The sequence below is a fragment of the Leptolyngbya sp. FACHB-261 genome (genome assembly GCF_014696065.1).
Classification (GTDB): Bacteria; Cyanobacteriota; Cyanobacteriia; order FACHB-261; family FACHB-261; genus FACHB-261.
In genome coordinates this window covers 457365-471116 of the sequence record NZ_JACJPL010000001.1, presented here as the reverse complement: position 1 = coordinate 471116, position 13752 = coordinate 457365, and the positions used below count along the sequence as shown (strand labels likewise).

The 13752-nt window shown below is 50.1% G+C and carries 13 protein-coding genes and 1 rRNA gene; 6 read left to right on the top strand and 8 right to left on the bottom strand.

The features are described from left to right. A 5S ribosomal RNA gene (rrf, locus tag H6F94_RS33710) occupies positions 1-93 on the top strand; the annotation flags it as partial. 140 nt (positions 94-233) lie between these two features. Here the strand turns inward: rrf and dxs are convergent. Next, positions 234-2165 (bottom strand): 1-deoxy-D-xylulose-5-phosphate synthase, encoded by a 1932-nt coding sequence (dxs, locus tag H6F94_RS02140; RefSeq protein ID WP_190800566.1) that lies wholly within the window; start codon positions 2163-2165, stop codon positions 234-236. Positions 2166-2573: 408 nt separating this feature from the next. Here dxs and H6F94_RS02135 point away from each other — a divergent pair, with 408 nt between their 5' ends. The 3 genes from H6F94_RS02135 (at position 2574) to H6F94_RS02125 (ending at position 4564) form a co-directional block, all read left to right on the top strand. Further along, positions 2574-2927 carry a hypothetical protein gene (locus H6F94_RS02135; RefSeq protein ID WP_190800565.1) on the top strand — a complete coding sequence of 118 codons (354 nt, stop codon included), beginning with the start codon at positions 2574-2576 and terminating at the stop codon, positions 2925-2927. A 142-nt stretch (positions 2928-3069) separates the two neighbouring features. Then, positions 3070-3912: a bifunctional hydroxymethylpyrimidine kinase/phosphomethylpyrimidine kinase gene (gene thiD, locus H6F94_RS02130; protein ID WP_313949197.1), complete on the top strand. Its 843-nt coding sequence runs from the start codon at positions 3070-3072 to the stop codon at positions 3910-3912. Continuing rightward, positions 3905-4564: a J domain-containing protein gene (locus H6F94_RS02125; protein ID WP_190800563.1), complete on the top strand. Its 660-nt coding sequence runs from the start codon at positions 3905-3907 to the stop codon at positions 4562-4564. Before thiD ends, H6F94_RS02125 begins: the two co-directional genes overlap by 8 nt. 37 nt (positions 4565-4601) lie before the next feature. Here H6F94_RS02125 and H6F94_RS02120 read toward each other — a convergent pair whose 3' ends face one another. From H6F94_RS02120 to H6F94_RS02110, 3 genes are all read right to left on the bottom strand, one after another. Then, positions 4602-5000, bottom strand: a complete 399-nt coding sequence (locus H6F94_RS02120) for a DUF3110 domain-containing protein (protein ID WP_190800562.1) — start codon at positions 4998-5000, stop codon at positions 4602-4604. 61 nt (positions 5001-5061) lie between these two features. Continuing rightward, positions 5062-6192, bottom strand: coding sequence for a bilin-binding protein (locus H6F94_RS02115; protein ID WP_190800561.1), 1131 nt, complete (start codon positions 6190-6192; stop codon positions 5062-5064). A gap of 84 nt (positions 6193-6276) precedes the next feature. Further along, on the bottom strand, positions 6277-7437 hold the full coding sequence (locus tag H6F94_RS02110; RefSeq protein WP_190800560.1) for a cysteine desulfurase family protein: 1161 nt from the start codon (positions 7435-7437) through the stop codon (positions 6277-6279). Between the two features lie 184 nt (positions 7438-7621). Between H6F94_RS02110 and H6F94_RS02105 the strand changes: the two genes are divergently transcribed. Beyond that, a complete protein-coding gene (locus H6F94_RS02105; RefSeq protein ID WP_190800559.1) occupies positions 7622-7783 on the top strand; it encodes a hypothetical protein in 162 nt (53 codons plus the stop codon). 189 nt (positions 7784-7972) lie between these two features. Beyond that, positions 7973-8182, top strand: a complete 210-nt coding sequence (locus H6F94_RS02100) for a hypothetical protein (RefSeq protein ID WP_396426405.1) — start codon at positions 7973-7975, stop codon at positions 8180-8182. Positions 8183-8743: 561 nt separating this feature from the next. On the opposite strand, the gene H6F94_RS02095 is transcribed toward H6F94_RS02100, so the two are convergent. The 4 genes from H6F94_RS02095 to H6F94_RS02080 all read right to left on the bottom strand — a co-directional run bounded on the left by H6F94_RS02095 (position 8744) and on the right by H6F94_RS02080 (position 13750). Further along, positions 8744-10138 (bottom strand): sugar transferase, encoded by a 1395-nt coding sequence (locus H6F94_RS02095; RefSeq protein WP_199320120.1) that lies wholly within the window; start codon positions 10136-10138, stop codon positions 8744-8746. A gap of 77 nt (positions 10139-10215) precedes the next feature. Beyond that, a complete protein-coding gene (locus tag H6F94_RS02090) occupies positions 10216-11544 on the bottom strand; it encodes an O-antigen ligase family protein (RefSeq protein ID WP_313949199.1) in 1329 nt (442 codons plus the stop codon). 241 nt (positions 11545-11785) lie between these two features. Then, positions 11786-12556 carry a WecB/TagA/CpsF family glycosyltransferase gene (locus H6F94_RS02085; protein ID WP_190800556.1) on the bottom strand — a complete coding sequence of 257 codons (771 nt, stop codon included), beginning with the start codon at positions 12554-12556 and terminating at the stop codon, positions 11786-11788. A gap of 93 nt (positions 12557-12649) precedes the next feature. Beyond that, entirely contained in the window at positions 12650-13750 is a 1101-nt protein-coding gene (locus tag H6F94_RS02080; protein WP_190800555.1) for a glycosyltransferase family 4 protein, read from the bottom strand. Positions 13751-13752: the final 2 nt, after the last annotated feature.

Here is a 13752-nt window from a genome sequence, read left to right as displayed (position 1 = left end):
CCACTCTGACCCATCCCGAACTCAGGTGTGAAACGTTGTTGCGGCGACAATACTTGGAGGGTCACCTCCTGGGAATATAGCTCGGTGCCAGGCTGTTTTTAAACAAAAAGAAAGCCTTCTCTATCCAAGAGAAGGCTTTCTCTGTTAGAGATAATTTTTCTGGCACAAAAAAGCCTTGCTGGTAAAAGAGCAAGGCTTTTTTGTTTAGCTGTCTTTTGGTTATCTACTTAACACTACGATGCAGGAGTTGCTATCTTCGTGCTTTGTAGTTGACTTAGAACCTGTTGAGCAATCTGAGCACTGGTGAGCCCTAAGTGGGTTTTAGCTTGGTCAGGAGTAGCGTGTTCTACGAGTTGGTCCGGAATGCCAATTCGAGTAACAGGGACGGTTACCCCAGCATCCATAAGACCCTCTAGTACTGCTGAGCCAAAGCCTCCCATTAAACAACCTTCTTCCACTGTCACAACCTGACCTATCTGGCGGGCTAGAGGCAGAATTAGTTCAGTGTCTAGGGGCTTTACGAAGCGAGCATTAACAACCATCGCCTGGAAGCCGTGCTCACTTAAAATCTCAGCTGCTTGCACAGACGGGTGCACCATTGAGCCTAGGGAGATGATGAGTACATCGCAGTCATCTGGGCCAGGGCCAGAACGCAAGATCTCCCCCTTACCGATGGGCAAAGGCTCCCAGCCTTCTGCTGGAAGTGGCACGCCGTAGCCATTGCCCCGAGGATAGCGCACTGCGATGGGACCAGCGGTGTGTTGAATTCCGGTTACCACCATTCGCTGCAACTCAGCCTCGTCTTTAGGCGCCATCAGCGTCATATTGGGGATGCAGCGCAAGTAGGCAATATCATAAACGCCTTGATGGGTTGGACCATCATCACCGACAATCCCAGCCCGATCCATGCAGAAGAATACAGGCAAGTTTTGAATACAGACGTCGTGAACGATCTGGTCGAAAGCACGCTGTAAGAAGGTGGAGTAGATGGCCGCAACGGGACGCATGCCTTCGCAAGCAAGACCGGCTGCCAGAGTCACAGCATGTTGTTCGGCGATGCCAACGTCAATATATTGCTCGGGTAATTTTTCTTGCAGCTTATTGAGGCTAGTGCCGGTTGCCATTGCTGCTGTGATTCCCACAATTCGAGAATCATTAGTTGCAAGCTTGACTAGAACATCAGCAAAGACGTCTTGGTACTTGGGGGGTTTGGGCTTGCTAGAGGGAGTTGCCTTACCAGTTGCAAGGTTGAAGGGGGTTTGAGCGTGATACCCCACCTGGTCCTTCTCTGCAATGCTGTAGCCTTTGCCCTTGACTGTGGCGACATGCACCAGCACAGGCCCCTTGATGCTGTGAGCTAACTGGAAGGTGTCAATCAGCTCTTCAAGATTGTGACCATCGATTGGGCCAATGTAGGTGAAGCCTAACTCCTCAAATACTGCCCCTGCCTTGTTGCGAGCAACGGTGAGTACCTTAAGGCTCTCTTTGAGCTGGCGAATGTCTTGCCCTAAATTGGGGCCCACAAGTGGCAGATTCTTGAGCTGATCCTCAATGTTGTCAGTGAGAAACTGCATGGGCGGACTGAGACGGATGCGATTTAGATAGCGAGGGATCGCACCAACGTTAGGCGAGATAGACATCTCGTTGTCGTTGAGCACGACGAGCAGATTAGTTTTGGGTAGATGTCCAGCATGGTTAATGGCCTCTAGAGCCATGCCCCCCGTCAGGGCACCATCGCCAATGATGGCTACAGCCTTGAAATCCTCACCCTTCAGGTCGCGGGCTAAAGCCATACCTAGTGCCGCTGAAATGCTGGTAGAGGCATGACCTGCACCGAAGTGGTCAAACTTGCTCTCGCAGCGCTTGAGGTAGCCAGCGACTCCATTCTGCTGACGCAGTGTGTGGAACTGGTTGTAACGTCCTGTAATTAACTTGTGGGGATACGCCTGGTGGCCCACATCCCAAACTACCTTGTCACGGTCAAGGTCCAGGGTTTGATAGAGGCCCAAGGTCAGCTCGACAACACCCAATCCCGGTCCTAAATGACCGCCACTGGTTGCGATAGTTTGAAGATGCTTTTCACGGATTTGGCGTGCGATCTGCTTGAGCTGTGGGATGGACAGACCGTGCAACTGGTTCGGATGCGTGATTTCACTCAGGTGCATACAACCGACTCAACACTGCTCTGAGAACATCTCTCACTATATAGCGGTCTGACACGCGCCCTGGCGTAGCTTTGGTCACCCCTGATGACGCCCAGAAACTAGCTGCTGTTACTGAAGGCAAGGTAGATAGGAGCTGATAGCTCCTATCTACCTTCGTATACCCTCGGTTTTCAGCTTGAGAGTTTGAAGAGCTGCAGATTTTTGAGTACTCCAGGCTGCGGTCTCCATAAGCAGAAAGCTAAGCTGAGCCTGTAGCATCTAGTACTCAGAACCTCGTAGATACACTGAAACCCTCATGCAGGGTTATTGCTGTTTTTGCAGATGAGTATGGATTCAAAAGTCTGCCGATAGGCTGCTGGGGCTGGGGCTACTGACTGCTTGAGAAGCTACCACAAGGAAGATTAAAGGATGTCTCGAAAGTTGCTTCATAACGTGATGGTAGCTGCTGCTTTAGCACTACCGATAATTTCTCTTAATGCCCAAAGTGCTCTAGCAGACCGCCGAGACTTCACGGTTCAAAACAACAGCGGCAGTGACATTCAGTATTTGTACGTCTCTTCCTCGAGCGAGAACGAGTGGGGCGAAGATATTTTGGGTCAGGACGTCTTGCCCAGCGGCGAGTCAACGGAAGTTAATTTCACCGATGAGTCCAATGCTTGCCGCTACGACATCAAAGCGGTTTTTGAAGATGGTCAGTCTGTGGAGGACTACCAGGTTGATCTCTGCGGCACTGCCTCGTATACCTTCTATGACAAGAAGTAAGACAAGAAATTAAGTAAGCTGCTGCGCTGGCTGGCGGGTTGGCCCTGAGAAATGATTAGATTTCAATCAGGGCTGACTCTCTGCGTTAATCGAGGTTTTTGCGAAGATAGAGGTAGCCCTCCGTCCTTCGTACTCGGTGCTTGTGACTTCTGAACTTCTCCCGATTCCGGTAGCGCTCACGATCGCTGGTTCTGACAGTGGTGGCGGTGCTGGCATTCAGGCTGATCTACGGACCTTTGCTTTCCACTGTGTTCATGGCACTAGTGCGCTGACCTGCGTTACTGCTCAGAACACGTTAGGAGTTAGTCGGGTTGATGCACTGCCGCCTGAGGCTGTGATTGCCCAAATTCAGGCTGTAGTGCAGGATATTGGGGTCCAAGCTGCCAAGACGGGTATGCTGCTCAATGCTGAAATTATTGCTGCGGTCGTCTTACAAGTTCAGGCCCTAGGGCTGACCAATTTGGTGGTTGACCCGGTGATGGTTTCCCGCGCCGGGGCCCAACTCATCGCCGATGAGGCGATTGCAACCTTGCGCCAGAAACTCATTCCGTTGGCACTGGTATTGACCCCCAATCGCTACGAAGCCCAGATCCTGTCTGGTCTGGAGATTCAAAGTCAGGCGGATATGGAACTTGCCGCCCGCAAAATTCACAGCTTGGGTCCTCAAGCCGTACTGGTGAAGGGTGGGGGCATGGCTGGAGATCTACAGGGTGTTGATGTCTGGTTTGATGGCACCAACCTAGAAATTCTTAGAACTCAAATTGTTGAAACCTCCAACACACATGGCACCGGCTGCACCCTGGCGGCTGCGATTACAGCCAATCTTGCCTTAGGGAAAACGCCTTTAGAAGCTGTCCGTGAAGCGAAAAACTACGTCACTCAGGCTCTAAATCACGCGTTCCCACTTGGCAGTGGGCAGGGACCCGTCGGGCACTTCTTTAAGTTATTAAAGGAAAGCGAATTGTTAAGGGAGAGCCGTGAGTAATCCCAACCACTACGACACCTTGCAGGTTAAGGCCAAAGCCAGCCAGTCGGAAATTAAGCAGGCCTATCGCCAGTTAGTCAAGCGCTTTCATCCGGACCAGAATCCAGATGCCGACAGCCATGACCAAATGGCGCAGATTAACCATGCCTATGAAATACTGGGCAACCCAGAAGCCCGCGAACGCTATGACGAGGCTCTAAAGGCACATAGCACGTCAACCAGATTGCCCCGGCGGCCAACGGGACAGGATGCGGATCAGCAACTATTCCAATGGCTCAATTGGGTATTTGTCCCCGTCACTGAGCTACTTGATGAGATTCTGGGGTCCCTGGACGAGCAAGTCGATAACTTGGCGGCTGACCCCTTTGATGATGAACTGATGGGAGCCTTTCAGGCTTATCTCGGTGACTGCCAAGAGTCCTTCGAGCGAGCACAACGGCTGTTTAGAGCACTACCCAACCCGCCGAGTATTGCTGGCACAGCCGCCCATCTTTACCACTGCCTCAATCAGTTAGGTGATGGCTTAGAGGAGTTAGAGGTCTTCACACTCAACTACGATGATCACCACCTGCACACGGGCCAGGAGCTATTTCGCATTGCTGAAGGCTTGTACGCCGAGGCAACGGACGCTCTAGCCTCACTGCGGTGTTAAACGCTCTCAAAAGTTGAGAAGAAAGTTGAGCAGAGCCCTACAGCAACTTCTCTAACCGACGACGGAACGCTTCCATTTCATCGGATTCGTCGGACACTTGCTCATCCGAATCGGGCTGTAGCTCAGCTTCTTCGGGGGCGTTGGGATTCCAGTCAGTTTGTTCCAAACTAGTTTCGGGTGGCACAACTAGCTCGCCTTCGGGCACGACGACGAGCTCTAGTCCAGCACCCTCACAAAACTCTTTGATTTCTTCTGCCTCGATACCCTCGGGGGTGGGAGAGAAGAAGTCCTGAGCTTCGAGCATGAGAGCGAAGCGAGTTGCATCATCCTCGGCTTCGAAGGCTAGTACCGTATTTTTGCCGCCGATGCTCAAGGTATGGATACCCTCCTGCTCGGAGCCATCTTCAGCTTTAAATAGGATGACGAACAACTGCATAGGCGCTGTTTGAATTCTTCCTCTAGAGTAATGAAGTTTTTTGGTTGCCCGTTCTGATGCGTTATTCGGCTAAAGGCTTTAACACATCAATCGAGAATAGCTGCGTGAGCAACTTTAAGTAAGGTGAAAACACGTCGATTTGCTGGCTAGTAAGAGATTCTGAAAGTTGCTGCACGATTTGCCACAGCATCTCCTGTACTAGCTCCCAGTCGACTTGCAAGGCCGGGTACAGCATGACACAAAGCGGAAAGAGTTCCTGCTGGATTGAGCGGGTATCTTGCTCCAAGACACACAGGCATAAGTAGACCAAAAACATCTCAATGTCCCGTAGGCTGGAGGCTCCAACTGCCATATCCCGCAAGGAGCCACTGTAGCTCCGGTAGAGGGGATATTTCCGGCGTACTCCAGCGAAGACTTGGCTCGCGACCGAACTGCTGAGTGGCAGCAACGCACGTACAGCAAGCAAGGCGGGTGAGTTGTAGTCGTGGCGGGCGGCAGCGTCGTAAGCGGCCTGTAGCGGAATATTGATGTGATCGTCCATCACCTTCAGAAATGGACCGATGTAAGTTCGCTCGTAAGGTAAGAGGTGGCTTAGCAGGTCTAGGCTGGTGCGGTGCAGTTGCAGACTGAAAAAGCCCAAGACCCGACCATCGGTTTGAACGTAGTGGCGGCGAACTTCTCCGAAGGCCCGACTACCTTTGGCCGATAAGTGCTCAGGCATGTGCCCCTGACAAAAATTGTCGAGGACTAGTTCCAGTAAGGATCGGCTGTGCGCAGCGATCTGCCAGGGGTCAATATGGCTGGGGTCAATGCCCTGCCGTAAGATCTCTTGAGCTAGCAACTCCTGAACCGAGTTCAGGGCGCGTGAGGTCGCAAATGGCAATTCGCGGCTGAGCTTGGTGACGATCTGGCGACGCAGGTCAGGGATGGCCAGATCTTCCGGAGCTTGTGCTTCTGGGCTATTAACCAAAACCTCAGAGCGAGCAGCAATATCTTCAACGTAGCGACGCGCCCACAGGACGTTCAATTCCTGCATGGGTAATTCCTGCACAGGCTCAGGGGCTGAACGTGAGCGTAGGCCAGGTGCTAAGGCTTTAGGCGGTCGAGCTAAGGGGAGCAGTAAAGGCTCTCTGGCCTCTCGGTCTGGCACAAAAAACTCACATACGGAGCGCTCGCTAGAACCCTGACCCATGGCTGCACTTGCATAAACACTTAATGCAAAGCGTAAGGGCTTCCGGCTCAAACGTTTCGTTGAGTTAAAAAATTGTAAAGGACCTTAAGAACAGACGGCGGCGACCGGTAGTAGCCGTGACAGAACCTGTTGCAAAACTTGGGCAGTCCAGTCGATGTCTTCCACCGTGGTGCTGCGGCCCAGGGTCAGGCGCAATGCCCCTGTTGCTTGGCGGTCGTTGTAGCCCATCGCTTTAAGCACAGGGCTGGGATTGAGCTTGCCGCTATTGCAAGCAGAGCCTGAGCTCACAGCAATGCCTGCTAGGTCCATATGCCGTACTAAAGTCCGACCGCTCACCGACTCCACGCAGAAACTCACATGATGAGGCAGGCGATGCAAGCGGTTGCCTGTAGGTTGAAGCTCTGGCATAACTTGCAACTTTTCGAATAACCGGTCGCGCAATTGAATCAGGCGATGGAGTTCGTCAGCAGGTTCGCTCAAGTCCTGCTGGGCCAAGGCTGCTGCCACACCAAAGCCGGCGATCGCCGGGACTGCCTGGGTACCAGAGCGCAGCCCTCCCTCCTGACTACCCCCTTGAATCAAAGGCACCAACTCGACCCCCGGACGCACGTATAAAGCACCAGCGCCCTGCGGACCATAGAGCTTGTGGCTAGACAGCGAGATCAGATCTACAGGCAGAAGGCGCACATCTAAAGGAATGCGTCCGGCCACCTGCACGGCGTCGGTGTGAAACAGAACCCCCGCTTCTCGACAAATTTCGCCCAAGGCTTGAATTGGCTGTAGTGTTCCGACTTCGCTCTGGCCGTAAATAATCGACACCAGGGCTGTATTGGGCTGTAAGGCAGCTTTGAGCTCATCGGGGTCTACTCGTCCTGTGCGGTCGACGGCTAGACGAGTAACCTGCCAGCCCCACTGGGCCAGCAGCTTAGCGGGCTCCGACACCGCAGAGTGCTCGACGCTAGAGATGATCAGGTGCTGTGGCTCGGTGTAGCGTCGGGCCACGCCCATCAGGGCCAAGTTGTCTGCTTCGCTGCCGCCACTGGTAAATACGATCGACTCGGAGCGTTCAGCCTGGATTAGCTCAGCTACTTGCAGCCGAGCCCGTTCGACCCAGGTGGCAGCACGGGAGCCCCAGTGATGCAGGCTAGAAGGATTGCCCCACTCCTGGCTCAGCACCGCCTGCATGGCCGCGATGACCTCGGGCCTCGGAGGGGTGGTGGCGCTGTGATCCAGGTAAATCTGCATGAGCTAAGTAAAGTTTGAGATCCCTACTTTAAAACTCTAGAACACTTTCCAGATCTGAGTCTCTTACTCTGGAATGCCCTTATTGAGGACAGCATGCAGGGGAAAGCGCTTCAGGCAGGCTGACACCACTGAGGCGACCCTGATGGTTGTTCAACCTTCTATACGTATTCAGAGGATTGACTCCATGCGCACAACCAGCTCTAAGCCCACTAAGACCTATATCCCCTCTGAGCAGTACCGGCAAATGCTGGTGCAGGATGGCGAGCGCCGCTTCCGCGAATGGCATACGAACTTTCTCAAGTTGCAAGCTGAGTTTCTAGCTGACCAAAAGCAGCGCCGTCGCTAGCGTTCTGCATTTGTAACGCTAAGTATCCGAAGTTGATTACACTTCGTTGCAGTACATCAACCCTCTGGAGGGTGCGTGATAGCTTCGTTATGTCGCTGAACGCCCGGTTGCAATTCTCAACACTGCTAGAGGGCGAAGCTAGTCCACTGACGCAGTCTCGAATTAGCCGCATCCATGGAGAAGAACACTTTGAGTTACTTGACGCACGCTCGGTCTGCTGACCGCCAGGGTTCCCAAGAGGGTCTCTGCGACTATGTTGCTCACCTGCAACTCCATATGACCCTCCAGGCTCGCAATCTTGTCCCCACCCTCTCGGGGAATGGTACCGATAGCCGCACTCAGCTTCTGCACCAAACGCAGGCTGATTTCGAGAAGCTAGTTTCTCGCCAGGCACTTTAGCTGACCTTAAGCAATTCTTTCAAAGAGCAGGATCCAAGTTGGATCCTGCTCTTTGCTTTGAAAGTATCCAATATGAGCTAAACGTTGACAGTGAGGCTGCGAGTAAGATGGTCCGCATAGCCTGATAAGCGAGAAGTCTTCAGCTACGCCAGCTTGGCAAGCTGCTGCCGCTCTTATCGACTTAAGCCAATTAGAAAAGGAAACTCTTCGTAGATTGGAATTGACCCTCTCACTCAAAGCGACAGAGGAGAGGTCTTGTCTTGATCGGTTCGCATCTCCCTGTAAACCCCCGATGTCTCACTTGAAATGACACGCTTCTCGTTCCAAGTGATTCGCATCTCGTTTTGATCAGCTCATCTCTGAGTGAAAACGACAAGTTTCTCACTGGGAGGGACTCGCGTCTCAGTCTAGGTGACTCGCGTCTCACTGGAAGTGACAGATTTCTCCCCACAGGTAACTTGCGTCTCACTCTAGGTGCCCTTCACCTCATGCTGTACTGCGATAAGGGTCATAGCTGGGGATATCTGCTTAACTACGCTTTGAATTCTGATAACAGCGTTCTTAATAGGCTCCTTCCTTAGAAACAAGCACTCTGACTGTCTGCAATAGAATTTTGCAGTCAAGTGCTAGAGACCAGTGTTGCATATAAGCCATATCTAAATAGAAGATGTCCTCGGAATCCAGATCGGAACGACCGCTCACTTGCCAAAGACCAGTAATACCAGGCAAGATTTCATGACGTAGATGATGGTGCTCAGAAAAGCGTTCTACATCCCGGACAGGTAAGGGACGTGGCCCAACTAAGCTCATATCTCCGCGCAGGACGTTGAGCAGTTGTGGCAGCTCATCTAGACTGTATTGACGCAGAAACTTACCTATTCTAGTAATGCGTGGATCATGCTTGATTTTGAAGAGAACGCCGCCTTTAACTTCATTCTGCGCTTCTAGTTCTTGCTGAAACTGGCCTGCATTGGCGACCATTGTTCGAAACTTTAGGACTTTGAAGTGCTGTCCCTTAAGGCCAACACGGGTCTGTTGATATAAAACAGAACCGGGTGAGTCAAGCTTGATTAGGACTGCAATGAGTAGGCAGGGCAGACTAACTAACAGCAAAATCAAAAAAGACATCGTAATATCAAAGCCCCGCTTCAGCCAAAAATCGCTACCAATAATAGGGGGAGAGTTAAACCGAATAGTTGTGACTCCGCCAATCATCTTAATCTCAGACCATTGTCTGGGTAGCTCTAAACTGACAGGCAGAATCCTGAGCTGAAGGCCGCAAGCCCTCAATTGCCAGAATAGAATGGTTGGATCCTCGACAAACTGCCAGGAACAGATAAAAACCTCGCTAATTCTCTGACTACACATCTCCTCAAGAGCTTTGGTCCACTGTTTAGGGTCTTTTCTTACCGCTAAATCGACAACGCCCATGACATTGAATTGACCAGAGATGTCTAGAAGTTGCTCTGCCTTCTCAACATCCTCTGGATAACCAAGCAGGAAAATGGGTTGGCGAAAAGCTGTATGTCGCTGACGAAGATGGGTAATAACAAGGTGCAGGGTGAGACGCTCCGCACAAACAAGAATTAAGCTCAGGAACCAGGCGAATAAAAATACAGAGCGAGACACCCAAACTCTAGGTTCATAAAGATAGGCCGTAATCAATAAGATGATTTGAGATAGAGTGATCGCTTCAATTAAACTTGGAAAACTACGGCGTTTGTCGTCAGTTCCATAAAGTCCTGCGGAAGCAAGAGTACCCAAGCTGACTGCTAGAATGGGGAGCAATAAGCCCGGTTCCTGTTGAGGGCTCCACAAGAGATGAAATCCTGGAATTGGAGTTCCTAGCGCTTTTGCTGTAAGCCAGGCTATGGACAGCATCAGCGTATCGAGGAAAATCAAAAGAGTCATGCGGAGCCAACCGAGTAGGACGCCATGACTGACCTTTACAGTCATGGGAGCCCTAATGTCACTAGCATTCTTAGACATTAGCTTGATCACGATAGATTAGTTATGCTGGCTAAAGGGCAGGGTCATGGCTTGTAACTGTTAGCATTTGCCTCAAGAGAAAAATGACCATCACTAGAAGTCTCCTGTGAGGAGCTACGGTGGGTTGTAAGGCTGACGGCTACATACAGAAACCAAAAAAAAGAAGAATTTGATCTCAATAAAACACTTTCTGTTAAATTAACCAGGAATAGAAAAATGAGATATGCTAGCGGGAAAGCCCTTTCCGCATTTTTGCCTTGACGTAGCCAGTGGATAGCTCGCACGCTAGTCATAATAAAACTAAGAATGAATGTTGATAGACCTAATAAGCCTAGGTCGAGCCAGACATCCAATAGTCCATTATGGCCATTGGGTGCTTTCCAACCGCCAACCATATTCCAGACTGCCAAGGTTCTTTCATTAGGTTTCAACCAGAACACACCATATCCATAACCGAGCCAAGGATGCTCTGGAGGTACAGACGACAAAGCAGCCCAAAGTTGCGTACGACCAGTGAGAGTTAGGTCACGGCCCATGTCCTGCAATATGAACTCAAGATTAGTCGCAATCAAGAAAACAAAGCTCACACTCAGCAGAATGGTCGCGGTAAAAAGCAAGAAGGATGAGCCGTAGCTCCAGCGTAAAGCCTTGCAGAGAAGTAAGAGGGCTATCAGGGTCAGTAAAATAACTAAAGCAGTTTTTGAGGTCGAACCTAGAACAAGAGTGACCGATAGCATGAGCCCAGCCCAAGCGAGCCACCGGTACCAAGAGGTACGATGTATACAGTAGAAAAAGACTAGCCCAGCGAGAAGCATGTTGTAGCCTAAAATGTTCTTATGACTGTAGGCACCTCGCCAAGCACCCAAATGAGCTAAGTGTTCAGGCTGCGTAGTGCCTGACATTCCCATAACACCGTATTTGGGCAGCAATAAAATGATCGCCAGGCTCAGTGTTGCCGCAATGCCAAGTGCACAAGCAAGGATCTGGAGTTGCTGCTTCAACGTATAACGGCTAGCAAAGTAGATGCCAAACAAAGTTGAACTAATTAAGGATGTAACCTGACGTAGGGTTGCTGTCGGGGCGTAGGACCATAACACTGAGCTCAAGGCAATGGCTAACAGAATCCATAAAAGCTTCTCTTGACGCACAACAGAGAAAAGCTTTTTCGGCTCTTGAATCAACAATAGAAAACTAACGACTGCAACACCAAAAACACCCAATTTGATTACATTATTGAGCTGGGGAAGTGAAAGCCATTTAGATTCTCGGAAAATATAAAGGACTGTGTTAGAGAGAAACAAGATTGATAAAACAACGAATCCCTTTTCAACTAATTTGAGTAAAGATGCAGAACCGGTATTGATTTTAAGCACGTTAAGCAATGAGAGCCTCTGCTAAGGTTATAAGAAACTGCCTTTGCTCCAACTGAGACTATAGAACTAGCTGACCGTGGAGTTGTATTCGCTTCTACAGGGCTATTGAGGCTTTAAAAATGGGTTAAGCACCAAGGGCCTAAGATTGGTGTCATGAGACCGTTGATGCTTGTTGTGAGTTCACGACGAGTTTAGAAGAGGCTGAATTCTTGTTGGCAGTAAGGACAAAACCAGCCCTTGTCTAAAATGATCTCCAATTCAACCTAGAGACAGCGAGCCGCTGCCGAAATATTAACCAGATAAAGCGGGGGTTTCCAATAACGTAGCGTTGCCACAGACGCTTTGGCTCAACAATTAGGCGGAAAAGCCATTCTAGACCTCTCTTCTGCATCCAGAGCGGTGCCCTTTGCACCATGCCAGCTACGAGCTCAAAGCTGACTCCAATGCCAACTGAAATGGGAACCCCAAGCTTTTGATAATTGTTGTATATCCAATACTCCTGTTTGGGGGCTCCTAAACCCACGAAGAGAATATGAGGAGCCGCCGCTTGGATTTTGCTGTTAATCAAAGCCAATTCTGTTGGCTTTGACTCAAACCCGTAAGCTGGACAATAAGTACCAACAATTTTGATGTTTGGATGCCGTGCCCGAAGAATTTCACTCGCTTTGTCTGCTGCGCCAGGGCGACCGCCTAGCAAAAATACTCTCAACCCTTTCTCCGCCGCGACGCAAGAAAGCCTCTCAAATAAATCTGTCCCATTGACTCGGCCCTTCAAGGGAGTTTTTAAAATCTTAGCTGCCCATAGTAGCGGGACCCCATCTGGCACTGACAAGAAAGCTTTATCATAAATCTCACGGAAATAAGTGTCTTTTTGGAGGGTCAGAATATGCTGTGCGTTAGGAGTAACAACATATTCTGGTAGACCTCCCGAAAGGCTATGCTCGACAATGCGCTCAACCACTTCGTCGAAACTGTATTTATCAATCTTGGCGCCACCAATCGTGATCTTCATGAAGGACCTCGGGATAATGAAACTACAGAGCAGAGAGATAAGCTCACTCTGGGGCTGGTAAATGCATCCCTAAGGCTAAGAACAGCCTTGACTTTACAAAGTTGCTTGAGCTGAACTTGAATAGCGTTTTGCTACAACTAAGCGGTAGATCTCAGTCAAGCGGCAGAAGAAGTTTTTTACATCAAGTGGAGCAACAGTTTTCCGGGCAGCGCTTCCTAAGGCTAGCCTTAAAGCCTCATCCTTAATCAAGGCTTGCATTGCCTCGGATAGTTGTTGAATATCACCGGGTTCAACTAATAAACCATTCTCTGTTGAGGTCACTAGTTCCGGGATGCCAGACACTGGTGTAGTGATTACAGGTAAGCCCCAACCCATTGCTTCGATTAAGGCTAGTGGCAGACCCTCGTTATAGGAGGGCAAGATAAATACATCTGCTTCTGTTAACAGCGCATCACGGGTCTCTGCGTTAACCCAGCCGAGAAAAGTGATGGAGTTCTGGACATTAAGGGTTATTGCTAGTTGTTGTCCTTCCTCGATCTCACCATCACCAGCCAGAATCAGTTGAGAGTTTTGTTTAAGTTCATCAGGCAATTGGGCAAATGCTCTGATTAAATCAAAGGCTCCCTTCCGCTGTCCAATCCGTCCACAGAAAATCAGCTTAATTTTAGTGACGCCCGTGCGGTTGGGAACTTGAGCCGGTAGTTCTGCCGGATTGGGTAGAACGAAAACTTGTTCCTCGTTCAAACCCAAATTGGTGATGTAATAATCTTTCCAGAGTTGGGTAACAGCAATAAAGCCGCGACATTGGCGAAATATACTACTTAAACACTGCTGTGCTCCTTTAGGGAGGCTAGCATAAGTAAAATGAAATTCAGCTCCGTTAGCATGCATCAACACGGGTATGCGAAACAGAGAAGCTAAGAGGGTTAGCATCGCTTTGCGCAAGAGACTACCACCATCTGACAGATGAATATGCACAAGATCAACGTCTCGACGTAGCAGTCTCCACAGTAAAGCTAATAGAGCTTTAGTGAAGACTATGACTCGATGCAGAATGCTGCCTTCATCATGACTAGTGACGTGTTGGATCTCGATATTAGAAGGCGTGTGCTTTAAGATGAGCTTTTCGAGAGTTGCTATACCCCCGTTCTGATCCAGGCTAGCGCCCAGCATTAAGATCCTTAATGAGTTCATTA

Excerpts from the sequence above, each read along its gene's own strand:
- H6F94_RS02115 (WP_190800561.1), bottom strand. The coding sequence starts at position 6,192 with ATGGGTCAGGGTTCTAGCGAGCGCTCCGTATGTGAGTTTTTTGTGCCA.
- H6F94_RS02110 (WP_190800560.1), bottom strand. The coding sequence starts at position 7,437 with ATGCAGATTTACCTGGATCACAGCGCCACCACCCCTCCGAGGCCCGAG.
- H6F94_RS02085 (WP_190800556.1), bottom strand. The coding sequence starts at position 12,556 with ATGAAGATCACGATTGGTGGCGCCAAGATTGATAAATACAGTTTCGAC.
- H6F94_RS02095 (WP_199320120.1), bottom strand. The coding sequence starts at position 10,138 with ATGACTGTAAAGGTCAGTCATGGCGTCCTACTCGGTTGGCTCCGCATG.
- dxs (WP_190800566.1), bottom strand. The coding sequence starts at position 2,165 with ATGCACCTGAGTGAAATCACGCATCCGAACCAGTTGCACGGTCTGTCC.
- H6F94_RS02080 (WP_190800555.1), bottom strand. The coding sequence starts at position 13,750 with ATGAACTCATTAAGGATCTTAATGCTGGGCGCTAGCCTGGATCAGAAC.
- H6F94_RS02135 (WP_190800565.1), top strand. The coding sequence starts at position 2,574 with ATGTCTCGAAAGTTGCTTCATAACGTGATGGTAGCTGCTGCTTTAGCA.
- H6F94_RS02105 (WP_190800559.1), top strand. The coding sequence starts at position 7,622 with ATGCGCACAACCAGCTCTAAGCCCACTAAGACCTATATCCCCTCTGAG.
- H6F94_RS02120 (WP_190800562.1), bottom strand. The coding sequence starts at position 5,000 with ATGCAGTTGTTCGTCATCCTATTTAAAGCTGAAGATGGCTCCGAGCAG.